The 20,934-nt window shown below is 68.6% G+C and carries 18 protein-coding genes; 9 read left to right on the top strand and 9 right to left on the bottom strand.

Annotation, left to right across the window (positions count from 1 at the left end; all coding sequences use genetic code 11):
* Nucleotides 1-4: 4 nt before the first annotated feature.
* Nucleotides 5-3,316 carry an error-prone DNA polymerase gene (locus AC0IX4_RS17845; RefSeq protein ID WP_471830215.1) on the bottom strand — a complete coding sequence of 1,104 codons (3,312 nt, stop codon included), beginning with the start codon at nt 3,314-3,316 and terminating at the stop codon, nt 5-7.
* Nucleotides 3,317-3,514: 198 nt separating this feature from the next.
* Here AC0IX4_RS17845 and AC0IX4_RS17850 point away from each other — a divergent pair, with 198 nt between their 5' ends.
* The 7 genes from AC0IX4_RS17850 (at nt 3,515) to sigJ (ending at nt 11,860) form a co-directional block, all read left to right on the top strand.
* On the top strand, nt 3,515-4,039 hold the full coding sequence (locus AC0IX4_RS17850; protein ID WP_471830310.1) for a hypothetical protein: 525 nt from the start codon (nt 3,515-3,517) through the stop codon (nt 4,037-4,039).
* A 46-nt stretch (nt 4,040-4,085) separates the two neighbouring features.
* A complete protein-coding gene (locus AC0IX4_RS17855) occupies nt 4,086-5,048 on the top strand; it encodes a 1-phosphofructokinase family hexose kinase (RefSeq protein WP_471830217.1) in 963 nt (320 codons plus the stop codon).
* A gap of 25 nt (nt 5,049-5,073) precedes the next feature.
* A complete protein-coding gene (gene surE / locus AC0IX4_RS17860; protein ID WP_471830219.1) occupies nt 5,074-5,889 on the top strand; it encodes a 5'/3'-nucleotidase SurE in 816 nt (271 codons plus the stop codon).
* 110 nt (nt 5,890-5,999) lie between these two features.
* Nucleotides 6,000-8,114: an MMPL family transporter gene (locus AC0IX4_RS17865; RefSeq protein WP_471830221.1), complete on the top strand. Its 2,115-nt coding sequence runs from the start codon at nt 6,000-6,002 to the stop codon at nt 8,112-8,114.
* A 35-nt stretch (nt 8,115-8,149) separates the two neighbouring features.
* Nucleotides 8,150-10,147 (top strand): SDR family oxidoreductase, encoded by a 1,998-nt coding sequence (locus tag AC0IX4_RS17870; RefSeq protein ID WP_471830223.1) that lies wholly within the window; start codon nt 8,150-8,152, stop codon nt 10,145-10,147.
* 79 nt (nt 10,148-10,226) lie between these two features.
* A complete protein-coding gene (locus tag AC0IX4_RS17875) occupies nt 10,227-10,982 on the top strand; it encodes an SDR family oxidoreductase (protein WP_042573113.1) in 756 nt (251 codons plus the stop codon).
* Nucleotides 10,949-11,860, top strand: a complete 912-nt coding sequence (gene sigJ, locus AC0IX4_RS17880; protein WP_471830225.1) for an RNA polymerase sigma factor SigJ — start codon at nt 10,949-10,951, stop codon at nt 11,858-11,860. The genes AC0IX4_RS17875 and sigJ overlap by 34 nt, the downstream gene beginning before the upstream one ends.
* A 3-nt stretch (nt 11,861-11,863) precedes the next feature.
* Here sigJ and AC0IX4_RS17885 read toward each other — a convergent pair whose 3' ends face one another.
* On the bottom strand, nt 11,864-12,157 hold the full coding sequence (locus AC0IX4_RS17885) for a putative quinol monooxygenase (RefSeq protein ID WP_042573111.1): 294 nt from the start codon (nt 12,155-12,157) through the stop codon (nt 11,864-11,866).
* 54 nt (nt 12,158-12,211) lie between these two features.
* Nucleotides 12,212-12,586 (bottom strand): VOC family protein, encoded by a 375-nt coding sequence (locus AC0IX4_RS17890; protein WP_471830226.1) that lies wholly within the window; start codon nt 12,584-12,586, stop codon nt 12,212-12,214.
* Nucleotides 12,587-12,660: 74 nt separating this feature from the next.
* Between AC0IX4_RS17890 and AC0IX4_RS17895 the strand changes: the two genes are divergently transcribed.
* The gene (locus AC0IX4_RS17895; RefSeq protein WP_471830228.1) at nt 12,661-13,509 is read left to right on the top strand and encodes a DUF6597 domain-containing transcriptional factor; all 849 of its coding nucleotides are present in this window, start codon (nt 12,661-12,663) and stop codon (nt 13,507-13,509) included.
* Here the strand turns inward: AC0IX4_RS17895 and AC0IX4_RS17900 are convergent.
* The 6 genes from AC0IX4_RS17900 to AC0IX4_RS17925 form a co-directional block, all read right to left on the bottom strand.
* Nucleotides 13,491-14,444 (bottom strand): HAMP domain-containing protein, encoded by a 954-nt coding sequence (locus tag AC0IX4_RS17900; protein WP_471830230.1) that lies wholly within the window; start codon nt 14,442-14,444, stop codon nt 13,491-13,493. The genes AC0IX4_RS17895 and AC0IX4_RS17900 overlap by 19 nt on opposite strands.
* A 46-nt stretch (nt 14,445-14,490) precedes the next feature.
* On the bottom strand, nt 14,491-15,033 hold the full coding sequence (locus tag AC0IX4_RS17905; RefSeq protein ID WP_471830231.1) for a hypothetical protein: 543 nt from the start codon (nt 15,031-15,033) through the stop codon (nt 14,491-14,493).
* A gap of 84 nt (nt 15,034-15,117) precedes the next feature.
* Nucleotides 15,118-15,876, bottom strand: a complete 759-nt coding sequence (locus AC0IX4_RS17910; protein WP_471830233.1) for an alpha/beta fold hydrolase — start codon at nt 15,874-15,876, stop codon at nt 15,118-15,120.
* Between the two features lie 12 nt (nt 15,877-15,888).
* Complete coding sequence (gene dinB, locus AC0IX4_RS17915; protein ID WP_471830235.1) at nt 15,889-17,127, bottom strand: DNA polymerase IV; 1,239 nt, start codon at nt 17,125-17,127, stop codon at nt 15,889-15,891.
* Entirely contained in the window at nt 17,124-18,710 is a 1,587-nt protein-coding gene (locus AC0IX4_RS17920; RefSeq protein ID WP_471830236.1) for a DNA polymerase Y family protein, read from the bottom strand. Before AC0IX4_RS17920 ends, dinB begins: the two co-directional genes overlap by 4 nt.
* Nucleotides 18,707-19,501, bottom strand: coding sequence for a hypothetical protein (locus AC0IX4_RS17925; protein ID WP_471830237.1), 795 nt, complete (start codon nt 19,499-19,501; stop codon nt 18,707-18,709). Before AC0IX4_RS17925 ends, AC0IX4_RS17920 begins: the two co-directional genes overlap by 4 nt.
* Nucleotides 19,502-19,674: 173 nt before the next feature.
* Here AC0IX4_RS17925 and AC0IX4_RS17930 point away from each other — a divergent pair, with 173 nt between their 5' ends.
* The gene (locus AC0IX4_RS17930) at nt 19,675-20,925 is read left to right on the top strand and encodes a serine/threonine-protein kinase (RefSeq protein ID WP_471830239.1); all 1,251 of its coding nucleotides are present in this window, start codon (nt 19,675-19,677) and stop codon (nt 20,923-20,925) included.
* Nucleotides 20,926-20,934: the final 9 nt, after the last annotated feature.

The following is a 20,934-nucleotide window of genomic DNA, read 5'->3' on the forward strand; positions in this document are numbered from 1 at the left end:
TGGATCAGCGGAAGTCGCGGGAGCGCAGCAGCACTCGCAGGTCCAGCGTCTCGAGCTTGTCGGCCACCAGCGTCACGACGCCCTCGGCGTTCTGCACGATGCCCCGGATGAACAGGGCCTGTGACAACTGCGCCGCCGAGCGGTACTTCTGCCACAGTCCCACCGAACACACCACGTTGATCATCCCCGTCTCGTCCTCGAGGTTGATGAACGTGACGCCCGCCGCGGTGGCCGGACGTTGGCGGTGGGTGACCGCGCCGGCCACGAGCACCCGGTCACCGTCCGCGACGGCCATCAAACCGTCGGCGGGGACGACGTCCATCTCGTCGAGCCGCTCGCGCAGGAACTGGGTCGGGTAGCTGTCGGGAGAGACTCCGGTGGCCCAGATGTCCGCGGCGGCCAACTCCCACGCGCTCATGCCCGGCAGCGACGGAGCCCTGGTGGACGCACCGAGCGCCGGGAGTCGGTCGGGCCGTTCGGCTGCGGCGGCGCCTGCGGCCCACAGCGCTTCCCGACGCGTGACGCCGAAGCAGGCCAACGCACCGGCGGTGGCCAGTGACTCCGCTTGCGTGACGGTCAGTTCCACACGTCCGGTGAGATCGAGCAGAGACGTGAACTGCCCGCCGGACTCCCGCGCCGCCACGATCTTCTCGGCCAACGCCGTCCCGATGGACCGCACGTCGGACAGCCCGAGGCGCACCTCGGTGCCGTCGTTCTCGACCGTGGCATGGGCGAGACTGGCACGCACGTCGGGCCCGTGCACCAGGACACCGTGCCGTCGAGCGTCGGCCACCAACGATTGCGGCGAGTAGAAACCCATCGGCTGAGCGCGGAGCAGCCCGGCACAGAACGCGGCCGGGTGATGCAGCTTGAACCACGACGAGTAGAAGACCAGCGACGCGAAGCTCTGCGAATGACTCTCGGGGAAGCCGAAATTGGCGAAGGCGTAGAGCTTGTCGAAGATGCGGTCGGCCTTGGCGCCGGTGATGCCGTGCAGGTCGCGCATCCCGTCGTAGAAGCGTTGCCGCATGCGGTCCATCTTCTCCGGACTGCGCTTGGACCCCATGGCCCGACGCAGTTGGTCCGCCTCGGTGGCCGAGAACCCCGCGACGTCGACGGCCATCTGCATCAACTGCTCCTGGAACAGCGGAACACCCAGTGTGCGTTCGAGAGCACGTTCGAGCGACGGGTGGTCGAACGTCACGGGCTCGAGTCCGTTGCGTCGACGGACGTAGGGATGCACCGAATGTCCTTGGATGGGTCCGGGTCTGATGAGGGCGACCTCGACGACGAGGTCGTAGAACTCCCGCGGTTTCAGTCGCGGGAGCGTCGCCATCTGAGCACGTGACTCCACCTGGAAGACGCCGACCGAATCCGCGCGCTGCAGCATCTCGTAGACCGCGGCCTCGCCGAGGTCGAGTTCGGCGAGGTCGACGTGCAGTCCCTTGTGCTCCTTCACCAGGTCGATCATGTAGTGCAGCGCCGAGAGCATACCGAGTCCCAGCATGTCGAACTTCACGAGTCCCACTGCGGCACAGTCGTCCTTGTCCCACTGCAGCACGGTGCGGTTCTCCATGCGCGCCCACTCGACGGGGCACACGTCGGCGATCGGCCGATCGCAGATCACCATGCCGCCGGAGTGGATGCCGAGATGCCGTGGGAAGTTCTCGATCTGCGCGGCGAGTTCGAGCACCGGGAGCGGGATGGTGGTCTCGCGGGCCTCGGCGGACAGGTCGCGGCCCGGCACGCCGGACCAGCGGGTGATCTGCTTGCTCCACGCGTCCTGCTGCCCTTGCGATGCACCCAGCGCTCGGGCCATGTCCCGCACGGAGGACTTGCCGCGATAGGTGATCACGTTGGCCACCTGCGCCGCGTACCCGCGCCCGTACTTGGCGTAGACGTGCTGGATGGCTTCTTCACGACGGTCGGACTCGATGTCCACGTCGATGTCGGGTGGGCCGTCGCGCTCGACGGAGAGGAAACGTTCGAACAGCAACCCGTTGCGCACGGGGTCGACGTTGGTGATGCCGATGGCGTAGCAGACCGCCGAGTTGGCCGCGGATCCTCGGCCCTGACACAGAATGTCGGCGCGTTTGCAGAAGTCGACGATGTCGTGGACCACCAGGAAGTAGCCGGGGAAGTCGAGTTCGGTGATGACGGTGAGTTCGCGGTCGATCTGGGCGTAGGCCGCTGGTTCGTCCTCGCGTCGACCGTAGCGACGCTCGGCACCGCGCATCGTCAACTCGTGGAGCCACGTGATCTCGGTGTGGCCCTCCGGTACGTCGAACGGCGGCAGCTGCGGCGCGATGAGGTGCAGGTCGAATGCGCACTCCTCCCCCAGTGCCGCGGCATGGGACACGGCGGTGGGATACGCCGAGAACAGCTGCGCCATTTCTGCGCCGGAGCGCAGGTGCGTCCCACCCAGCGGCGGAAGCCAACCCGACGCGTCGTCGAGACTGCGGCGCGAGCGCACCGCCGCCATCGCCATGGCCAGTCGCCGACGGCCGGGCCGCGCGAAGTGCGCCGACGTGGTGGCGATGACGGGCAGCGACAACCGCTGGGCCAGTTCCGCGAGGACGTCGTTGCGGTCGTCGTCCTCCGCGATTCCCTGACGGGTCAGCTCCACCGTGACCCGATCCCGACCGAACCTGTCGACGAGTTCCCGTAGCGCCTGCTCTGCCGCCGCCGGCCCGCTCTCGGCCAGCGCACGCCGCACACTGCCCTTGCGGCACCCGGTCAGGATCTGCCAGTGCCCGCCCGCTGCGTCGGCAAGCGCATCGATGTCGTAGCGCGGACGCCCCTTCTCGCCCCCGGCGAGATGCGCGGTGGCGATCTCCCGGGAGAGCCGTCGGTAGCCTTCCTGCCCGCGAGCGAGAACCAGAAGATGAGTTCCGTCCGGATCGGCTGCGCCGGTGCGTGATTCGGTCGGCAAACCCGTTTCCCCCAGGGAGAGCTCGGAGCCGAACACCGTCTTCATGTCCAGCTCGCGCGCCGCTTCGGCGAAGCGCACGACGCCGTACATGCCGTCGTGGTCGGTCAGCGCGATGGCGTCGAGACCCAGCCGGACGGCCTCCTCGACCATCTCCTCCGGCTGGGAAGCTCCGTCGAGAAAGCTGAACGACGAATGCGCGTGCAACTCGGCGTAGGGGACGGTGTTCTGTGGGCGCACCACCGCGCCCTCGTACGGATCCCGCTTCCGCGACCAGGCCGGACTGTCACCGCCGTCGCCCGCGGCCAGCGGATCGATGACACGGGGCTTTCCCGAGAGCAGCCGCTCCATCTCGGTCCAGCTGGGCGGTCCGTCGTTCCATCCCATGACGCACCCTCATTCGTTCGAACGTATGTTCCCATTGGACCACCACGTCCGCCCCGGCGGCAAGTCGACGAAACCGTGGTCCGGCCCGGAACCGCACCCTCACGGGGACGTCCGGTACGAAAGGTGCCGAATGGTCCGCTTCCGTTGCACACTTACCGCGGAAGCGACCATCGACGATGACAAGGACATGCCGTGCGAATGCTCACCCGCACCATTCTCGCCGCAGCAGCCGTGATCCCTCTGGCCCTCGCCACTCCCGGTCTCGCAGCCGCGGCGGAACCCACCGACGTCACGTACGCGTTCGCTGTCGACGGCACGTCCGTCACCGACACCATCACCTCCGCTGCAGACGGCACCCTCAGCTGCGCCACGTCGTTGGCACCCGCACCGGGCGGTGTTCTGCCGCCCCTGGAGGACATTCTCGGACCCGGTCAGACCCTCTACGACAGCGGCGACATCGAACCCGGCACGTCGACCCAGACGGTGTCCGACGCGCCTCCCGGCTCGTACGTCGTGCTGGCCACCTGCGCGCTCCGCGACGGCGACACGACCGAGGCGATGTGGGTGTCCGACTACCCCGGCTTCGCGGAGTACATGGCCACGGTGTTGCCCTGGACCGTGTACACGGTCCAGCAGGCGTCGACGGTGATCACGGTGCCGGAGGCAGCACCGGAACCGGCTTTCCCGTCGCTCGACGACCTTGCGGAGGCCTTCGGCAGCTGACCGTTCTCCGGGTTTGAGAACCGGACTAATCGGGCAATTAGCTGCGATGTTCCCCACCGCTTCTCCGACGCCCACCGACGACCATGCGCCTACAGCCACCGTCTTCGCGCCGTCCCCGCTGCTGACCATCACCGTGGACACAGCCCCCAACGGCGACCAGGAACTGCACATCCACGCCGGTGGCCAGGGACATTGGATCGCCCGCATGGCCACCAACCTCGGCATGGACGTGACGCTCACGGGCGCGTTCGGTGGCGAGAGCGGTGGAGTGCTGCGCGACCTGATCCACCGCGAGGGCATCACCGTGCGGGCCATCGACATCGGCCACGAGTCCGGTTCCTACATCCATGATCGACGCGACGGTGAGCGCACCGAGGTCGCGACCGTCGATCCCCCGCACCTGCCACGGCACGCTCTCGACGACCTGTACGGCATCACGCTCGAGTGCGGCGCGTCGTCCGACATCGTCCTGCTCGGTGGACCGCACACCGAATCCGTCGTCCCTGCCGACTTCTACCGTCGACTCGCCTCGGATTTCCGGTCACTGGGCAAGCCCGTCGTGGCCGATCTGTCCGGCCCCACGATGACGGCAGCGCTGCAGGGTGGCCTCACCGTGCTGAAGATGAGCCACGAGGACCTGATCGAGGACGGCCGCGCCGACTCCGACGACCCGGATGCCCTGATCGACGCGATGCGGGCACTGCACGACGAGGGCGCCGACACCGTCGTCCTGTCCCGAGCCGCCGATCCGGCGCTCGCGCTGGTCGACGGAGTCGTCCTCGAAGTGGTGACACCGGGCCTCGAGCAGACCGATCACCACGGCGCCGGCGACTCGATGAGCGCCGGCATCGCCACCGCACTGGCCCGCGGGAAGTCGATGGAGGAAGCGCTGCGGCTGGGCGGTGCAGCGGGAACGGCGAACGTGACCCGCAAGGGATTGGGTACAGGACAGCTGGGGCTGGTCGAGACTCTCACCGCCGCGGTGGACGTCAGACCCTTCCGGCCCTGATTACTCACCGCAGGAGGACATCGACGTGCTCGCACTCATCACCAACGACGACGGCATCGACAGCCACGGCATCGCGGTACTCGCCCGGGTGGCCGTCGACGCCGGACTCAACGTCGTGGTCGCCGCACCTCACGAGGAACGCAGCGGCGCCAGTGCCTCGCTGTCGGCGCTGCAGAATCGTGACCAGCTCGTCTTCTCGCGTGCCGCCGTCGCCGATCTCGATGTCGACGCCTACGCGGTGCAGGCGTCGCCGGCCATGGTCGCCTTCGTGGCGACGCGCGGCGCCTTCGGTCCGCGCCCCGATGTCGTGTTGTCCGGCATCAACCACGGACCCAACACCGGGTCGGCCGTCCTGCATTCGGGAACCGTCGGCGCCGCTCTGACGGCGCTCACCCACGGCGTTCCGTCGATGGCCTTCTCACTGGCGGGCCTGGACACCGCTTCGCTCGCAGCGCCGCCGGACATCCACGACAGGGTGGCGCACGAGGCGAGGACCGACGTGACGACGTGGGACACCGCGCGGCTGGTGGCGCGGCAGACACTCGAGTGGTTCCTGGAGCATCGGTCCTCCGAGTGGGTGCTCAACGTCAACATCCCGCCGGTCCCCCCGTCGGACCTCCGCGGCGTCCGGTCGGCAGAGCTCGCCGCCTTCGGCGCGGTCCAGGCCGAGATCGGTGAGAAGGACGACGAATTCGTGACCGTGCGTTTCGACGCCATCGCGGCAGCCGACGACGACGAGAGCGACGCCGGCCTGGTCGCGCGGGGGTGGGCGACGGTCACGGCGCTACGCCCGCCGTCTGCAGTCGAGGTGGACACCACGTCCCTCACGCAGGCTCGGTGAGTCCAGGACCACACGCCGGTCGAGCGCTCCCACAGAGTTTCCTCGAGAACAGTCACTAGGGTTTGTCTGACGTCGACGACCGATCGGCACGACCACATAGGGGATTTTCTGTGACTCGCTGGGCTTCGTTCGTGGTGTCGCGGGCACGGTGGGTCCTGACCGCCGCGATCGTCATCGTTCTGGCAGGCGCCACGTGGGGACTCGGGGTCTTCGGCAGCCTCAGCCAGGGCGGATACGAGGATCCCGGCAGCGAGGCCGTGCAGGTCGCCCGACAGATCCAGGGCCTGGGAACCGCCGCCCCGGACATCATCGTCATCTACTCCGCGCCCGACGGCCGCACGCTCGACGACATCGGCGCGGACGTCACGCCGGTGCTCGACGCGTTCCGGGCGGAGGTGGGTCCGAACGACATCACCTCCTACTGGACGGCCGGACCGGTGCAGAAGCCGTTCCTGGAGAGCAAGGACGGCACGAAGGGACTCGCGACCGTCACCCTCGGCGACGCCAGCGGCATCACCGTCGCGTCGTTCTCGGAGTTGCTCCCCAAGCTGGAGGTCGCCGGCATCGACACGCAGTTCGCGGGCGCCTCCGTCGCCGGCGTCTCCTTCAACACCCAGCTCCAGGAAGACTTGGTCCGCGCCGAGATCATCGCCATCCCGATCACGCTGATTCTTCTGGTCGTCATCTTCGGCGGCGTCGTGGCCGCCGCAGTCCCCGTGATCGTGGGAGCGCTGTCGGTGGCCGGCGCGCTGACAGTCCTGCGCATCTTCACCACGTTCACCGAGATCAGTTCCTTCGCCGTCAACGTCGCCAGCCTGCTGGGTCTCGGACTCGCCATCGACTACGGCCTCTTCATCGTCAGCAGGTTCCGCGAGGAACTCAGGGGCGGAGCCACGTCCCACGAGGCCGCACGGCGCACGATGCTCACCGCCGGGCGCACCATCGTCTTCTCCGGTCTGCTGCTCATCTGCGCCTTCGCGGGGATGCTCGTCTTCCCGCAGGCCATCATCAGATCCCTCGGCTTCGGCGCGATGGCGGCCGTCGGATGTGCGGCTCTGCTGTCGTTGACGGCTGTACCGGCCGTCCTGGCCATGCTGGGTCACCGCATCAATGCCATCACCTGGTCGAGGACCGCCTCGGATCGCGGAGATGCACGCGCCCACAAGTTCTGGGGCGGCGTCGTCACGAAGGTGATGAAGCGCCCCATCACTGTCGCCACCCTGATCATCGTCGGCCTGCTGGTCGTTGCCGCACCGCTGGTCAAGGCCCAGTTGGGCGAGGTGTCCTACACCGCGCTCCCCGCCGACGATCCCGCGCGTATCGCGTTCGAGACCCTGTCCTCCGACTTCAGCAGCACCGGCGACAGCGCCACCATCGTGTTGGACGGAGAGTCGGCGCGGCCGGACGGTCCCGCCATCAATGCAGTCACGACGGCTGCGCGCGCGGTGAGCGGGATCGCCAACGTCCAGTTCGGTACGGCCAGCGGCGACTTCGTGGTCATCAACGCGACCTTCTCCTCGGACGTGTCCCAGGAGGCGCAACAGGAAGTGGTGCAGCAACTCCGCGCGATCCCGGCACCCGACGGAACCGACCTGACGGTGGGCGGTGCGGCGGCCCTGGTCCTGGACGGCAACAACGCCATCGTGAGCTGGCTGCCGGTGATGCTCACCATCATGGTGGTGTCGACACTGATTCTGCTGTTCCTGGCGTTCGGCTCGGTGGTGCTGCCGATCAAGGCGGTCGCGATGGCGGGACTGAGCATGGCGGCGACGTTCGGAGCTCTGACGTTCATCTTCCAGGAGGGTCACGGGGCGGGCCTGCTCGGCGTCACACCGGCACCGCTGGAGGCTACCTTCGTGGTTCTCATCCTCGCTGTCGTGTTCGGGCTGTCCACCGACTACGAGGTGTTCCTGATGTCCCGCATGGTGGAGGCCCGCACCGCCGGCGCCACCACCGAGGAGGCGGTGCTGATCGGCGCCCAGCGGACCGGACGCATCGTGACGGCGGCGGCGTTGATCCTGATCATCGTGACGGGGGCGTTCTCGATGTCCGGACTGTCCATCATGCGATTCCTGGGTGTCGGCATGATTCTGGCGTTGATCATCGACGCCACGATCATCCGTATGCTGCTGGTCCCGTCGCTGGTCAAGCTCATGGGAGAGGCCAACTGGTGGGCACCGGCGTGGATGAAGAAGGTGCACGAAAAAGTCGGCATCGGTCACTGATACCGCCGGTACTTACTCCGCGGTAAGGTCCGCGCATGAGTTCTTACGTGGTCACCGGTGGCACAGGATTCCTCGGCCGGGCCGTAGTGCGCCGTCTGGTCGAACGAGACGCAGACGCTGTGGTCCACGTTCTCGTGCGACCGACCTCGGAACACCGCCTGAGCGGCGTCGCGGAGTCCTCCGGTCACCGCGTTCGCCCGCTGATCGGCGATCTCGAGCGACCCGGCCTCGGCATCGACGAGTCGGCACTGTCCGCGCTGACAGCGGTCGACCACGTGATCCACCTCGGCGCGATCTACGACCTGACCGCCGGCGAGGAACAGGAGTCGACCAACGTGCAGGGAACGGCCGCTGTCGCCGAACTCGCTCGGTCACTCGGCGCCACCCTGCACCACGTGTCGTCCATCGCGGTCGCGGGCGACTTCCGGGGCACGTTCACCGAGGACGACTTCGACCGCGGACAAGGCTTTCCGACGCCGTATCACCGCACGAAATTCGAGGCGGAGAAGGTCGTCCGGGAGACGCCGGGCCTGACATGGCGGGTCTATCGGCCGGCTGCGGTCGTCGGCGATTCGAGAACCGGCGAGATCGACAAGATCGACGGCCCGTACTACCTGTTCCGGCTGATCTCGCTGCTGGCCGAGCTACCGTCGCTGCTCCCGATGACAGTGCCGGCTCTGGGCGCGACCAACATCGTCCCCGTCGACTACGTCGCCGATGCGCTCGTCGCCCTGGTGCACACACCAGGTCTCGACGGTCGCGCCTTCCACCTGGTCAACCCCCGCCCGCAGCCGATGCGCGAGGTCTATTCGGCTCTGGCCGACGCCGCCGGCGCTCCTCGTGCCGTCGGCAGCATCCCCGGTGCCGTCGTCACGCCGTTGTTGCGCTCGACCAACAAGCACGTTGCGGCCGCACGGGATTCGGTGTTCGAGAACTACGACATCCCCCCTGTCATGGCAGAGCATCTGACGTTGCCGACGCGGTTCGACTCCACCCGCACGCGGGAAGCCCTGGGCACGAACATGATCGAGGTTCCGCCACTACGGGACTACGCGCCCGTTCTCTGGTCGTACTGGCGCGCGCACCTCGATCCCTATCGCGCTCGTCGCGACGATCCCGCGGGACCACTGGTGGGGCGTCACGTCGTGATCACCGGCGGATCGTCGGGCATCGGCAAGGCGTCGGCATTCGCGGCGGCCCGCAAGGGCGCACGGGTCATCCTCGTCGCCCGCGACGGCGACAAGTTGACGACGGTGGTGGACGAGATACGCGCCACGGGTGCGGAGGCACACGGCTACGTCTGCGACATCACCGACGACGCGTCGGTGGCAGAGACGGTGTCCGCCATCCTGGCCGACCACGGCCACGTCGACATGCTGGTCAACAATGCCGGACGGTCCATCCGGCGCTCGCTGACGCTCTCGACCGACCGGTTGCACGACTTCGAGCGCACCATGGCGGTCAACTACTTCGGCGCTCTGCGCCTGATCCTGGCGCTGCTCCCCCACATGAGGGAACGCAAGTTCGGCCACGTGGTCAACATCAGCAGTGCATCGGTGCAGAGCCACCCGCCGCGCTTCGCGGCGTACGTCGCGAGCAAGTCTGCGCTCGACGCGTTCACCTCCGTCGCCGCCTCCGAAACTCTCGCCGACGGTATCTCCTTCACCACCATCCACATGCCGCTGGTGGACACCCCGATGATCGCGCCGACGGGCAACAAGAACGTCAACAAGGTCGAGACACCCGAGAAGGCCGCGGCGATGGTCATGCGCGCCCTGATCGAGAAGCCGAAGCGCATCGACGTCCCCACCGGCACTGCCGCCGAATGGGGCAACCTGCTGATGCCACGCTCAAAGGACCGTGTCCTGGCGTCGTACTACAAGGCGTACCCGGACAGCGCAGCGGCGAAGGGCAGCACGGACACCAGTTCGTGGTCGTCCGGTCCACGGGCGCCGAAGAAGGCCGGACGCGAGTTCCGCCTTCCCCGCGCGATCCGTCGCGCCGGACGATGGGTACCCGGCGCGAGCTGGTGAATGTCACGTTCCGCCCCGTCGCCTCGTCCTTCCCTCTGATGGGTTCCATCAGGCGCCCTCATGACGGAAGGATGGGGCCATGCGAATTGCGGTTGCGGGCGGAACGGGTGCGGCGGGGCGACTGGTGGTCGATCGCCTACGGACACTGGGCCACACCCCGGTAGTCCTGGCACGGTCCGTCGGTATCGACCTCACTCGGCCGACCCCGGAACTCGACGACGCGCTGGCCGGTGTCGACGCGGTGATCGACGCCTCCAATGTCACGACGATGTCCGCAAGCAAGTCCGAAGCCTTCTTCGGCGCCGTCACCACGACACTGCTCCGCGCCGGGGAACGTGCTGGAATCGGCCACCACGTGGCGCTGTCGATCGTGGGATGTGATCGAGTCGACTACGGCTACTACGCTGGTAAGCGCCTGCAGGAGAAACTGGTTCGGGAGTCCGCGGTGCCGTGGACCATCCTGCGGGCCACCCAGTTCCACGAGTTCACCGATCAGGCTCTGGCGATGACTCCCGGCCCGATCGCGATGATCCCGACGATGCGGAGTCAGCCCGTCAGTGTCGCGGAGGTCGCCGCGCATATTGTCGACCTCGCAGTCGCGCAACCACTCTCGGCCGTCGTCGAATTCGCGGGACCCCAGCCGGAGTACCAACCCGATCTGGCCCGCCGGGTGCTCCGCGCACGAGGATCGCGGCGACTGGTCGTTCCTCTGCGACTTCCGGGTGCCGGTGGCCGCGGCATGGCGAACGGTGGCCTGCTCCCGGCACCGGGTGGGCCGCAGGGGGTGGAGACCTTCGAGCAATGGCTCGCTCGCGACGTCGCGCCTTCCCGGTGACCGTCACCGAGGAGTACGTCCGGATACGGCCCCGACTGGTCCGGATCGCCTACGCCGTCCTGGGTTCGCACGCCGACGCCGAGGATGTCGTCTCGGACTGCTGGCCGAAACTGATGGGCGCCGACGCGTCGTCACCGATTCTCGACGTCGAAGCGTGGGCGGTCGTCGCCGTGTCCAGAGCCGCCCTCGACGTGCTGCGCTCGGCACGTGTAAGGCGAGAAACGTACGTCGGCCCGTGGCTGCCCGAACCGCTGGTCGACTCGGTCGACGCGACCTCCGACCGCGTCACTCTGGACGAGTCCGTACGCTTCGCCCTCCTGGTCGTGCTGGAAGCGTTGTCGCCCGCGGAGCGCACGTCATGGGTTCTGCACGACCTGTTCGGCGTTCCGTTCGACGAGGTGGCCCGCATCGTCGGGAGGACGCCGACTTCTGTGCGGCAGTTGGCGTCCCGCGCACGGCGACACGTCGCGGACGGGACGTCCCGCTTCGACGTCCCCGCCGATCTGCACGCGGACGCCGTCCGTGCCTTCACGCGCGCCGCCGGCACCGGCGTCCTGGCCGACCTGCTGACGACGCTGGATCCCGATGTCGTCCTGATCAGCGACGGCGGCGGGGCCGTCTCGGCAGCCCGCCGGCCGGTGACGGGCGCCGATCACGTGGCGCGGTTCCTCCTGGGTATCGCCGCGAAGGTCGGCGACTCCCTTCGGCTGCACCCGTGCCGAGTGAACGGACGCAACGGTCTCACGTTGTCGGTCGGGGACCTCCTGGTCGGGGTGGTGTCCTTCGACGTGTCGGCGAGCGGTCGGGTGAACCGGATCGACATGATCCGCTCACCCGACAAGCTCGCCCTCGTCGACGCCGCCGTGTGGCGGGACTGACGGTCAGTCGCCGACCGGAGCCAACACCGTCAGTACAGGAGCGGCGACGACGATGGATCCCAGCTCGCTCTTGCCCTCCGGCGTCTGACGGAACGCCCGATAGGCGGCGTCGGCCTCGGCGCTCGCCCACTTCTCGACGATCACGATGTGGGCGGGATCCTTCACGTCAGCGGTGACCTCGACGCCGAGGCAGCCCTCGAAGGCGCGCGTGGCGACGAGGGTCTCGTCGATGATCCGGAGGGATTCCTCCAGGCGCGCGGGGTCGAGACGCAGGTCGAGCAGTGCAGTGATGGCCACGATGTAGTCCTTCAGGGTCGGGAACGGTTCCGACCCAGTCGACCACGGGGGGCGTCAGCCCCAGTTGGCGGCATCCGTCAAGCAGAACGGATGGCCCGCCGGATCCCGGAGCACTCGCCACGTCTCCCCCGGCTGAGGGTCGACGAGGGCTGCACCCAGCTCGATCGCACGAGCCTCGGCGGCGGGAATGTCGTCGACCGCGACGTCGAAGTGGAACTGCTTGCTGCCGTTTTCGTTCGGCCACGCGGGCGGCTGATAGTGATCGACCTTTCCGAAGCCGAGTACCGCTCCACCGTCCGGTCCGGCCAGCGTGGCGTAGTTCTCGCCGTCTCCCATCACCTGTGTCCAGCCGAGGAACGCGGACCAGAATTGCGCCACCGGTGCCACCTCGGCGCAGTCGAGCGTCATCATCGCGAGTCGTGTCGTCATGACCGCAATCGTCGTCCACCGTTCGTCGTTCGGATTGGACAAACGCGTCACTGCACCTGCCTATGCTTCGTGACGTGTCGGACGACCGCGATCTCTCGCTCGAGCGTGGAGAAGCGCGCGCTCGTGCCGGCATTCTGCACCCGGCACGCGCCGTCGAACGCATCGACGTCGGCCGAGTGGGACCGTCGCCGGTGATCTCCGGATTCGTCGACTACATGTGGTCCGTGGTCTGGGATTGTCCCGAACCCCATGTGCAGGAGGTCGTTCCGCGGCCGGTCGTGCACCTCACCGCGGAAGTGCACGACGGCCGTCCGCGTCTGTTGGTCAACGGTGTCATGCGGAGCCGGTTCGAACGGCGCCTCACCGGGCAGGGGCGCACCGTCGCGGCGGCGTTCCGGCCCGGCGGATTCCGGCCGTTCCTCGGCGGCGAAGTTCGTGATCTCACCGACCGGATCGTTCCCGTGGGCGAGGTGACCGGTTTTCCTGCATGCGGAGCGGACGACGCCGAGGTGGCTGCTCGCCTCCTCGATCCCTCCGTCGACATCGTCACGGCCGCGCACATCCTCGATCGCTGGCTCGTCGAGCGGTGCCCACCGCCGGACCCCGTCGCATCCGAGATCGCTCGGCTGGTCGAGCTGGCCGAGGCGGATCCGTCGATCACGCGCGCCGACCACCTCGCCGCACTGTCCGGCGTCGGTCTGCGCACGCTGCAGCGTCAGTTCACCGAGTACGTCGGCGTCGGACCGAAATGGGTCGTGCAGCGGTTCCGTCTGCTCGACGTCGCCGCGGCGGCGCACGCGGGCGGACCGGTCGACTGGGCGGCGCTGGCCGCAGTGCTCGGGTACTCGGATCAGAGCCACCTGATCCGCGCGTTCACGGCACTGGTGGGACGCCCGCCGGCCTCCTACGCCTCCTGTGTGTGAGCCTCACGCGCATCGTCGACCAGGCGGTGGATGCGCTGCGCCACTTCGTCGAGTTGATCGACGATGTCGCGGCGCAGCTGATCGACGGCCTCCGGGTCGAGCGGTACCGTTGTTCGGCCTGGCTCGCCGAGTTCGATCAGTAGCTCGATGTTGGTACGCAACGCCGTCAACGGGGCGAGCAGTTCACGGCCCGCGTCGACGATGAGGTGGTTCTGCGCTTGCCGTGAGCGCGTCAGCGCGGCCAGCATGTCGTTGAAGCGATCGGCGAGATGCGCCAACTCGTCGTCTCCCGCGACGTCGACGGGGCTCAGATCTCCCGTTTCGGTGATGCGTCTGGTGGCGCGGGTCAGTCGACCCACCGGTCGTAGTCCCGTCATCGCGACGAGGTACCCCGCCATCCCGGCCACGATCACCAGCGCCCCACCGACCGTGACGAAGATGACGAGCAGACCCGACAGCACCCCCGACAGCGAGTCGTACGACTCGGCGACCAGCACGGTCGACCCACTGGGCGCCTTTTCGATGGCCACGGCGTAGCCGTTCAGATCCGTGACGATGCGGTCGGTCTCGCCCGAGACCACCGACGCGACGGGTGCCTCGAGCACCCCGTCCGAGGTGGCGAACGGTTCGAAGGTGCCGGTGGCGGAGTAGACGTCACCGTCGGCGCTGACCACACCGACGCGCAGAAAGCTCCGGCTGGCGCCCGTGCCGGCGGCGAACCCGAAGGCGGCGGGCGAGAGGCCCGAGGAATCGCTCTCGATCAGCTTGTCGGCGTCACGACCGACGCGATCGGAGAGCTGGGTGCGCAACGCGTCCTCGGTGACCATGTAGATCACGACCGAACAGATCGCCACCGCCAGTGCCGCGACACTGACCGTCAGCAGGCGGATACGGCTGCGCAGAGACAGTGCCGTTGCCGGACGGGGGGTGCGCATCCCTCGAAGATAACCGCACCCCTCCCCGGGTGTCGGTCTGTCGGCGTCAGCGTCGGGACAACCGCGCCGCGACTGCCCGGAACCAGAACGGCACGAACTGCGTCGTCATGTAGATCAGTGGCCCGACCGTGCCTGTCCACTTGACGACGCTCAGCACGCTGGACACCCGCGCAGTGGTGTCGGTGATGCGGGCGACGTCCTCGTGGATGTAGAGGTTGACGACGTTCTCGGTGATGTCCGCCGTCGCCGCGACGGCCGGCGCGGCCACGAGTACGCGGCGCAGCGTCGGTGACACGGGCACCAGTTCCGCCAGCCGCACTGCGCCCATGCGTAGCGCCTTGGCGTAGAGCACGGGGTGGTGGAAGTTGGCGTGATATCCGTTGGTGAGCTCTCGCGCAGCCCGCGGGCTCATGTTCTCGACGACGGCCCGGTACCGAGCGCCCGACGGGCACACCTGGAGTTGCGCGTAGGCGGCCCCACCCTGCCCGGTCGTGCGGATGAGGCTGAGCTCGGACACCGCATACATCGAGGCCCACGCCGCCAGTGCCGCGTCTCGCCGTGTCGGAGTGAACTTCTCGGGGCTCGTCATGGCGACGACCGTAGCGACGGCGATGCCCCGCGCGGGGTGAAGTCGACGAGGTCTGGACCGCGTCACAGCGATCGACCGCCCGTGTCAGTCCGCGGCGAGAAACGGCCCGACTGCAGCATCGAAGTCGTCCGCGCGATCGCGGTGCACACTGTGCCCACTGTCCACGGCGACGACACGGCTCCGCGCCAGCCGTGCAGTCATCGCGGCGAGCCGGGTCCGGTCCACCATCCCGGTCGGCCCTCCCACGACGAGCAGGACGTCGGCATCGATGTCTCCCAACGCTTCCCACCACCGCGCGTCGGGTGCACGGAACTGCGCCAACGCCGACGACGTCATCGAACGGTCGAATGCCAGGACAGCGCGCGGATGACGGATCGCACTGGTCGTGGCGTGCAGCAGTTCGCGGGCGGAGGGAAACCTGGTCGCGATCGACGGTGCAGCGTCGCCCGGCCGGATCGGTAGCGGCGCTTCCTCGACGACCAGCTTGCGTACGACGGACCGTCTCCGCTGCGCCACCAGCGTTGCTGCATGGCCGCCCAGCGAGTGCCCGACGATGTCGACGCGAGACAGGGACAGGTGGTCGATCAGCGCTTCGATGTCGCGGCCGAACTCCTCGAAGAGGTAGCTCGGGGCGCGGCCGCTGCGGCCGTGCCCACGCAGATCCGGTACCACGACGCGTCGACCCCGACGAATCAGTCTGCGGGCGAACGTGTTCCACGTTCCGCCGTCGCCGCCCATGCCGTGCACGAGGACGACGGGAACGCCCAGTACATCCTCGCCACCGGAATCCCGGTAGTGCAGCAGTACCCCGTCAACGTTCACCACACCGTCGGTCATGTTCATAGACCGTCCACGCTACTGGTCGTGGAGCATGGGCACCGAGGGACGCTCCTCGCGCCCGAGCAGGACCCCGCGTGTCACTGCCGACGACCCGAACTTCCGGTGCACGCCGTCCAGCGCGTTGTCCAGGGCCGTTCGGTCGATCGTCGGATGCTCGTCCTCCGCGGGACCGAACGGCAGTTCCAGTTGGTGCGCCGAACCGTCCTCCAGATTGGACACAGCAACGCCGACCAGAGTCAGACCCTGCATCGTGATCGTCGACATCGATGCTGCGAGCAGTGACCGAGCAGCGGTGAGAACGAGGTGGGTGTCCGCGGTCGCGCGTGTCAGGGTGGTCGATCGCGTCGCGCGGGTGAAGTCGTCGAAGCGCAGACGCAGCGTGACGGTGCGTCCGGCTCGGTCTCCCTTACGCATCCGATAGGTGACGCGGTCGACCAGGGCGACCAGAGCCGCGTCGATGTCCGCCGGGTCCTTGTGCCGACGCCCCAGAGCATGCTGAGCTCCGACGGAGCGACGACTCCGCCCGGTGCTGACTCGGCGGGCGTCGATGCCGTGGGACAGTGCGTGCAGATGACTCCCTGCAGCCGTCCCCAGGACGGATGCCAGTGCGCCCGGATGGTGCGCGGCCAACTCTCCGATCGTGCGGATTCCCTGAGCGTGCAACTTGTCCGCGGTGACCCGGCCGACTCCCCACATCCGCTCCACGGGCAGTGGGTGCAAGAACTCGAGTTCGCGGTCGGGCGGGACCTCCAGCAGGCCGTCGGGCTTGGCGACGGCACTGGCGATCTTCGCCAGGAACTTGGTGCGCGCCACGCCTACCGTGATGGGCAGTCCGACGTCCTCGGCGACGGTGCGGCGCAGGTCGCGGGCGATGTCGGACGGGGATCCCGACAGCCGCGCGAGGCCGGTGACGTCGAGAAAGGCCTCGTCGATGGAGATGCCCTCGACGAGCGGGGTGACGTTCTCGAACACTGCGAAGACGTCCTTGCTCGCCTGCGAGTACGCGCTCATCCGGGGCGGCACCACCACGGCCTGTGGACACAGCGCACGGGCCTGACGTCCACCCATCGCGGTCTTGACCCCGTATGCCTTGGCCTCGTAGCTGGCGGCGAGGACCACTCCGCCGCCGACGATGACCGGCCGCCCGCGCAACGACGGGTCGTCGCGCTGCTCGACGGAGGAATAGAAGGAATCCAGGTCCGCATGCAGGATCGTGGCCTCGCCGACCCTCTCGCGTGCCCGTTCCGCCGTCATTCGTAGATCCCTTCCACGAACCAGCGTCCACTGTCGTGCAACACCAGGAGCGCCCGGGTGTCCTCGAGCAGCACCTGCGCCCGCGCAACCTGTCGAGCCGTCGACGTCGCACCCAGATCCCACCACCGCTCGTCCGCCGCCCACGGACCCGCCCACCCGTGCAGAGTCCAACTGCGAGAACCCCAGTCGACCCGCGTGGGCACACGGTCGAACATGCCGCGCTCGGTGACCTGCACCGCGATTCCCGACGCGTCGGACACCGTGATCTCCGGACGCGTCGGCATCAGTGCCGACGGTGACGGCGACGGAAGTCGGCCCGGCCACGGCGCGGTGGGGTCGGCGTCGGGAATCGGCTCGTCACCCCACGGAAGCATCGTCACGCGCTCCCCCGGCCCGCGACCACCACTGAGAACACCCACCTGCACGGCGTCGCCGCCCAGCAGGCCTTGAACGCGCACCAGAGCGCGTCGGGCGCGCTCGTCCTCGTCGCCGACACCGCCCCACAACCCCAACTGCAGCGCCCCCGCCGACACCACCTCCACCGGCTCGAGACGCAGCACCACGATGCCGGCGGTGGGCTTGTTCGCGGCGCGGCCGGTGAGCCACCCGTCCAGCTGCCACCGCACTCGATCCGCGGTGCCTTCCGGAGTCAGCGGCTCGGCACACCGCCACGTGCGCGAGAGGTGCTCGCCGTTGGCGGTGCTGGCCTGCACCAGCAACCGGGTACACGCCACCGCGGCTGCCGACAGAGTGACGTGCAGTTTCTCCGCCAGGGCGCGGCCGGCGAAGGCTGCGGCGTCGACACGATCGATCGGTGGATCGCAGAGGTACTCGACATCGAGGTCGGGCGGAAGCACGCGTGCCGACGGTGGACGTTCCGGCTCACCTCGCGCGCTGCGGTGAGCGAGGACTGCGTCGGTGCCGAAGCGCGAAGCGACGTCCACGGGCGACAGCGCGCCGAAGTCTCCGACGGTGCGCAGTCCGAGCCGGATCAGCAGATCCACCAGCTCGATCCGGTCCGGAGCGGCGAGAGACGGCTCGGCGGACAGCTCGGACACCGGGAGCGGCGCGAGGAACTGTGCACCGCTGCCCCGCGGAACGACGGCGCCGTGACGCGCCGCGATCACCGCGGTGCTCACCTCGTCGGCAATTCCCACCTGGCACTCGACGCCGACCGCGGCGACCGTGTCCACGAGCCTCTCCGCCGCGGCCTCCTCGGACCCGAAGTACCGCGCCGCACCGCGCGCCGACAGCAGCAGGAGCCCCGGACGCAGTACCTCGATACCGGGCACCACCTCGTCCACCGCGGACGCGACCGGTTCGAACAGACGAGCATCACGATCCGGATCGGCCCGTGCCACATACAGTTCCGGGCATCGGGCCTGCGATTCACGTCGGCGCGCACCGCGGCGGACGCCCTCGGTCCGCGCCGTCGCCGAACAGGCGACGACCCGGTTCGCCGACACGACGGCCACCGGGGCCGACGCCGGAATATCGGCTGCGGCCGCCGCTGCCACGGCCGGCCAGTCGGGGCACCACACCGCCAGGACTCGGCTGCGCCGAGCGGCAGCAGGGCTGGTCATGATGGCAGGGCTTCGAGAACAGGATCGGCCTTCGTTCCCCACTCGACGCCGGAACCCGTCGACGTCAGCGTCAACCGGCCACGGCGTGGACGCGACGCGCGGGCCTGGACCTCGACACCGAGATGTACCGCGCGCACCCGGCCGTGTCCCGTGCGGGCACCCGACCCGAGCCCGTCGTAGCCGTCGATCCGGGCATCGAGCCGCAACTCGGCCCCGTCCCACCGACCGTCGGTGACGATCAGCGTCGCACCCTTGTTGCGGGCACGGGCGACCACGGCACGAGCTCGCGACGGCGGAACCGCGCTGCCACCCAGCCCGAGCACCACCAGGTCGATACCGTCGAGCAGGACGGCCGCGACCTCCACCGGATCGGGTCCAGGATCAGGAACCAGCGCCACGCGGTGCAGTTGCGCACCCATCTCCGACGCGGCCAGCAGACCCAGCCGAGGCAGACCGATGACGGCGGCGTGTCGACCGGACCCGGTGACCGCGGCGAGGATGCCCAGCAGGAGCGACCCCGCTCCCGACACCGACACCACCGACCCGCGCGCCAGACCGCCCTCGGGGAGCAGCGCCGACAACGCTGCCGGCACCGGGAGCACGGGACGCACGCGCCTCGGGGCAGGCTCGCGTTCAGGGGCGGCGGCCGTGGCGGTGAGGCTGACCGGCTGCGCGGGAGTCGGCTGCGCCGAAGCCGACGGCGGCGTCGAGTGGATACGACGTCGCAGCATCTCGATACGCTCGCTGCGGGACAGGCCCTCGAGACCTTCGAAATCAACGGAAACAGGCATACGCACTCCCAGGTCGGGACAATCGAGACCCCGGGGGAAGACCGAGAATTCGAACATACTTTCGAACGAACTCCAGTAAAGCCCCTGCCGGTTCACACGTCAAGACGCCTGGAAACCTGCAGGTGACAGCCCCGACCATCGCTTCGTCGACGTGTCCGATAACCTCGAACATCGTGACGGACCAAGAGCAGCCCAACGGAGCGGTGGCCGGCTCCCGGCGTGCGCGACCGGTCATCGGACCCGACTACCTTCTCGCCGGGCGTTACCGTCTGGACTCCAAGCTCGGTGGCGGCGGAATGGGTGCCGTCTGGCTGGCCGGGGACACTCTCCTGAGCCGCAAGGTGGCCGTCAAACAGGCCACCTCCACCGTCGACCTCTCGCCCGACGAGGCTCGCGAGATCCGTGAACGCGCCATGCGCGAAGGCCGCATGGCCGCCCAGCTGAACAACCCGCACGCGATCGCCATGCACGACGTCGCCCTCGACAGCGGTGAGCCGTGGCTGATCATGGAGTACCTGCCTGCCCGCAGCCTCGCGATGGCACTCAACATCGCCGAGACACTTCCCCCGGACGAGGTCATCCAGATCGGCGCGCAGATCGCCGATGCGCTGACCGCCGCACACGCCGCCGGCATCGTCCATCGCGACATCAAGCCCGGCAACATTCTCGTCGCCGACCGCGGCAGCGCGCTGGGCATGGTCAAGATCAGTGATTTCGGCATCTCCCGCGCGAAAACCGACACGCACGAGGAGAACAGCGCCGTCATCACCGGCACCCCCGCCTACTTCGCGCCGGAGGTAGCGCGAGGCGGTGACCCCACCGAGGCCAGCGACGTCTTCTCCCTCGGCGCCACGCTGTACACGGCGACGGAGGGACAGCCGCCCTTCGGCGTCGACGCGGACTCCATCGCCCTCCTGCACCGCGTCGCGGGCGGACGCATCATCCCGCCGCGCAAGAGCGGGACGATGACGGCGACTCTGCTGCACATGCTCGAACCCGACCCGGCTCGTCGACCCACGATGGCCGAGGTGCGCACCCGCTTCGTCACCCTCGCCGTCGGCAAGAACGGCAGTGCCACCTCCGTGATCAACCAGCCGTTGCGCGCCGCCGACGGTCAGGTTCCGTTCTGGGCTCTGCGGGGCTCACGGGTTCCGGGCACCTCGCGTCGCGGCGAACGCATCCACGGCCGCACCATGACCGGACTTCCGGCTGCCGACACCGCCACACCGCTCGACCGGGTTCCGCGTCCCACCGCAGCGTCGCCCACCGATTCCGCCGCCCCGACTCAGCGCCCGACGTACTCGCCGCCCGCCTTCGAGACGAAGGCGCCGAAAAAGGTCACTCCGCCCGCCGGCCTGCCCCTCTACCTGGCGATCGGCGGCGTCGTCCTGCTCCTACTGATCGTGCTCGTCCTCGTCCTGTAACCCCGGGAC

This window comes from Rhodococcus sp. AC861, from assembly GCF_979256035.1.

Excerpts from the sequence above, each read along its gene's own strand:
- AC0IX4_RS17910 (WP_471830233.1), bottom strand. The coding sequence starts at position 15,876 with ATGAACATGACCGACGGTGTGGTGAACGTTGACGGGGTACTGCTGCAC.
- AC0IX4_RS17875 (WP_042573113.1), top strand. The coding sequence starts at position 10,227 with ATGCGAATTGCGGTTGCGGGCGGAACGGGTGCGGCGGGGCGACTGGTG.
- AC0IX4_RS17870 (WP_471830223.1), top strand. The coding sequence starts at position 8,150 with ATGAGTTCTTACGTGGTCACCGGTGGCACAGGATTCCTCGGCCGGGCC.
- AC0IX4_RS17905 (WP_471830231.1), bottom strand. The coding sequence starts at position 15,033 with ATGACGAGCCCCGAGAAGTTCACTCCGACACGGCGAGACGCGGCACTG.
- AC0IX4_RS17900 (WP_471830230.1), bottom strand. The coding sequence starts at position 14,444 with ATGCGCACCCCCCGTCCGGCAACGGCACTGTCTCTGCGCAGCCGTATC.
- AC0IX4_RS17855 (WP_471830217.1), top strand. The coding sequence starts at position 4,086 with ATGTTCCCCACCGCTTCTCCGACGCCCACCGACGACCATGCGCCTACA.
- AC0IX4_RS17925 (WP_471830237.1), bottom strand. The coding sequence starts at position 19,501 with ATGCCTGTTTCCGTTGATTTCGAAGGTCTCGAGGGCCTGTCCCGCAGC.
- sigJ (WP_471830225.1), top strand. The coding sequence starts at position 10,949 with ATGGCTCGCTCGCGACGTCGCGCCTTCCCGGTGACCGTCACCGAGGAG.
- dinB (WP_471830235.1), bottom strand. The coding sequence starts at position 17,127 with ATGACGGCGGAACGGGCACGCGAGAGGGTCGGCGAGGCCACGATCCTG.
- AC0IX4_RS17920 (WP_471830236.1), bottom strand. The coding sequence starts at position 18,710 with ATGACCAGCCCTGCTGCCGCTCGGCGCAGCCGAGTCCTGGCGGTGTGG.
- AC0IX4_RS17850 (WP_471830310.1), top strand. The coding sequence starts at position 3,515 with ATGCTCACCCGCACCATTCTCGCCGCAGCAGCCGTGATCCCTCTGGCC.
- AC0IX4_RS17890 (WP_471830226.1), bottom strand. The coding sequence starts at position 12,586 with ATGACGACACGACTCGCGATGATGACGCTCGACTGCGCCGAGGTGGCA.
- AC0IX4_RS17845 (WP_471830215.1), bottom strand. The coding sequence starts at position 3,316 with ATGGGATGGAACGACGGACCGCCCAGCTGGACCGAGATGGAGCGGCTG.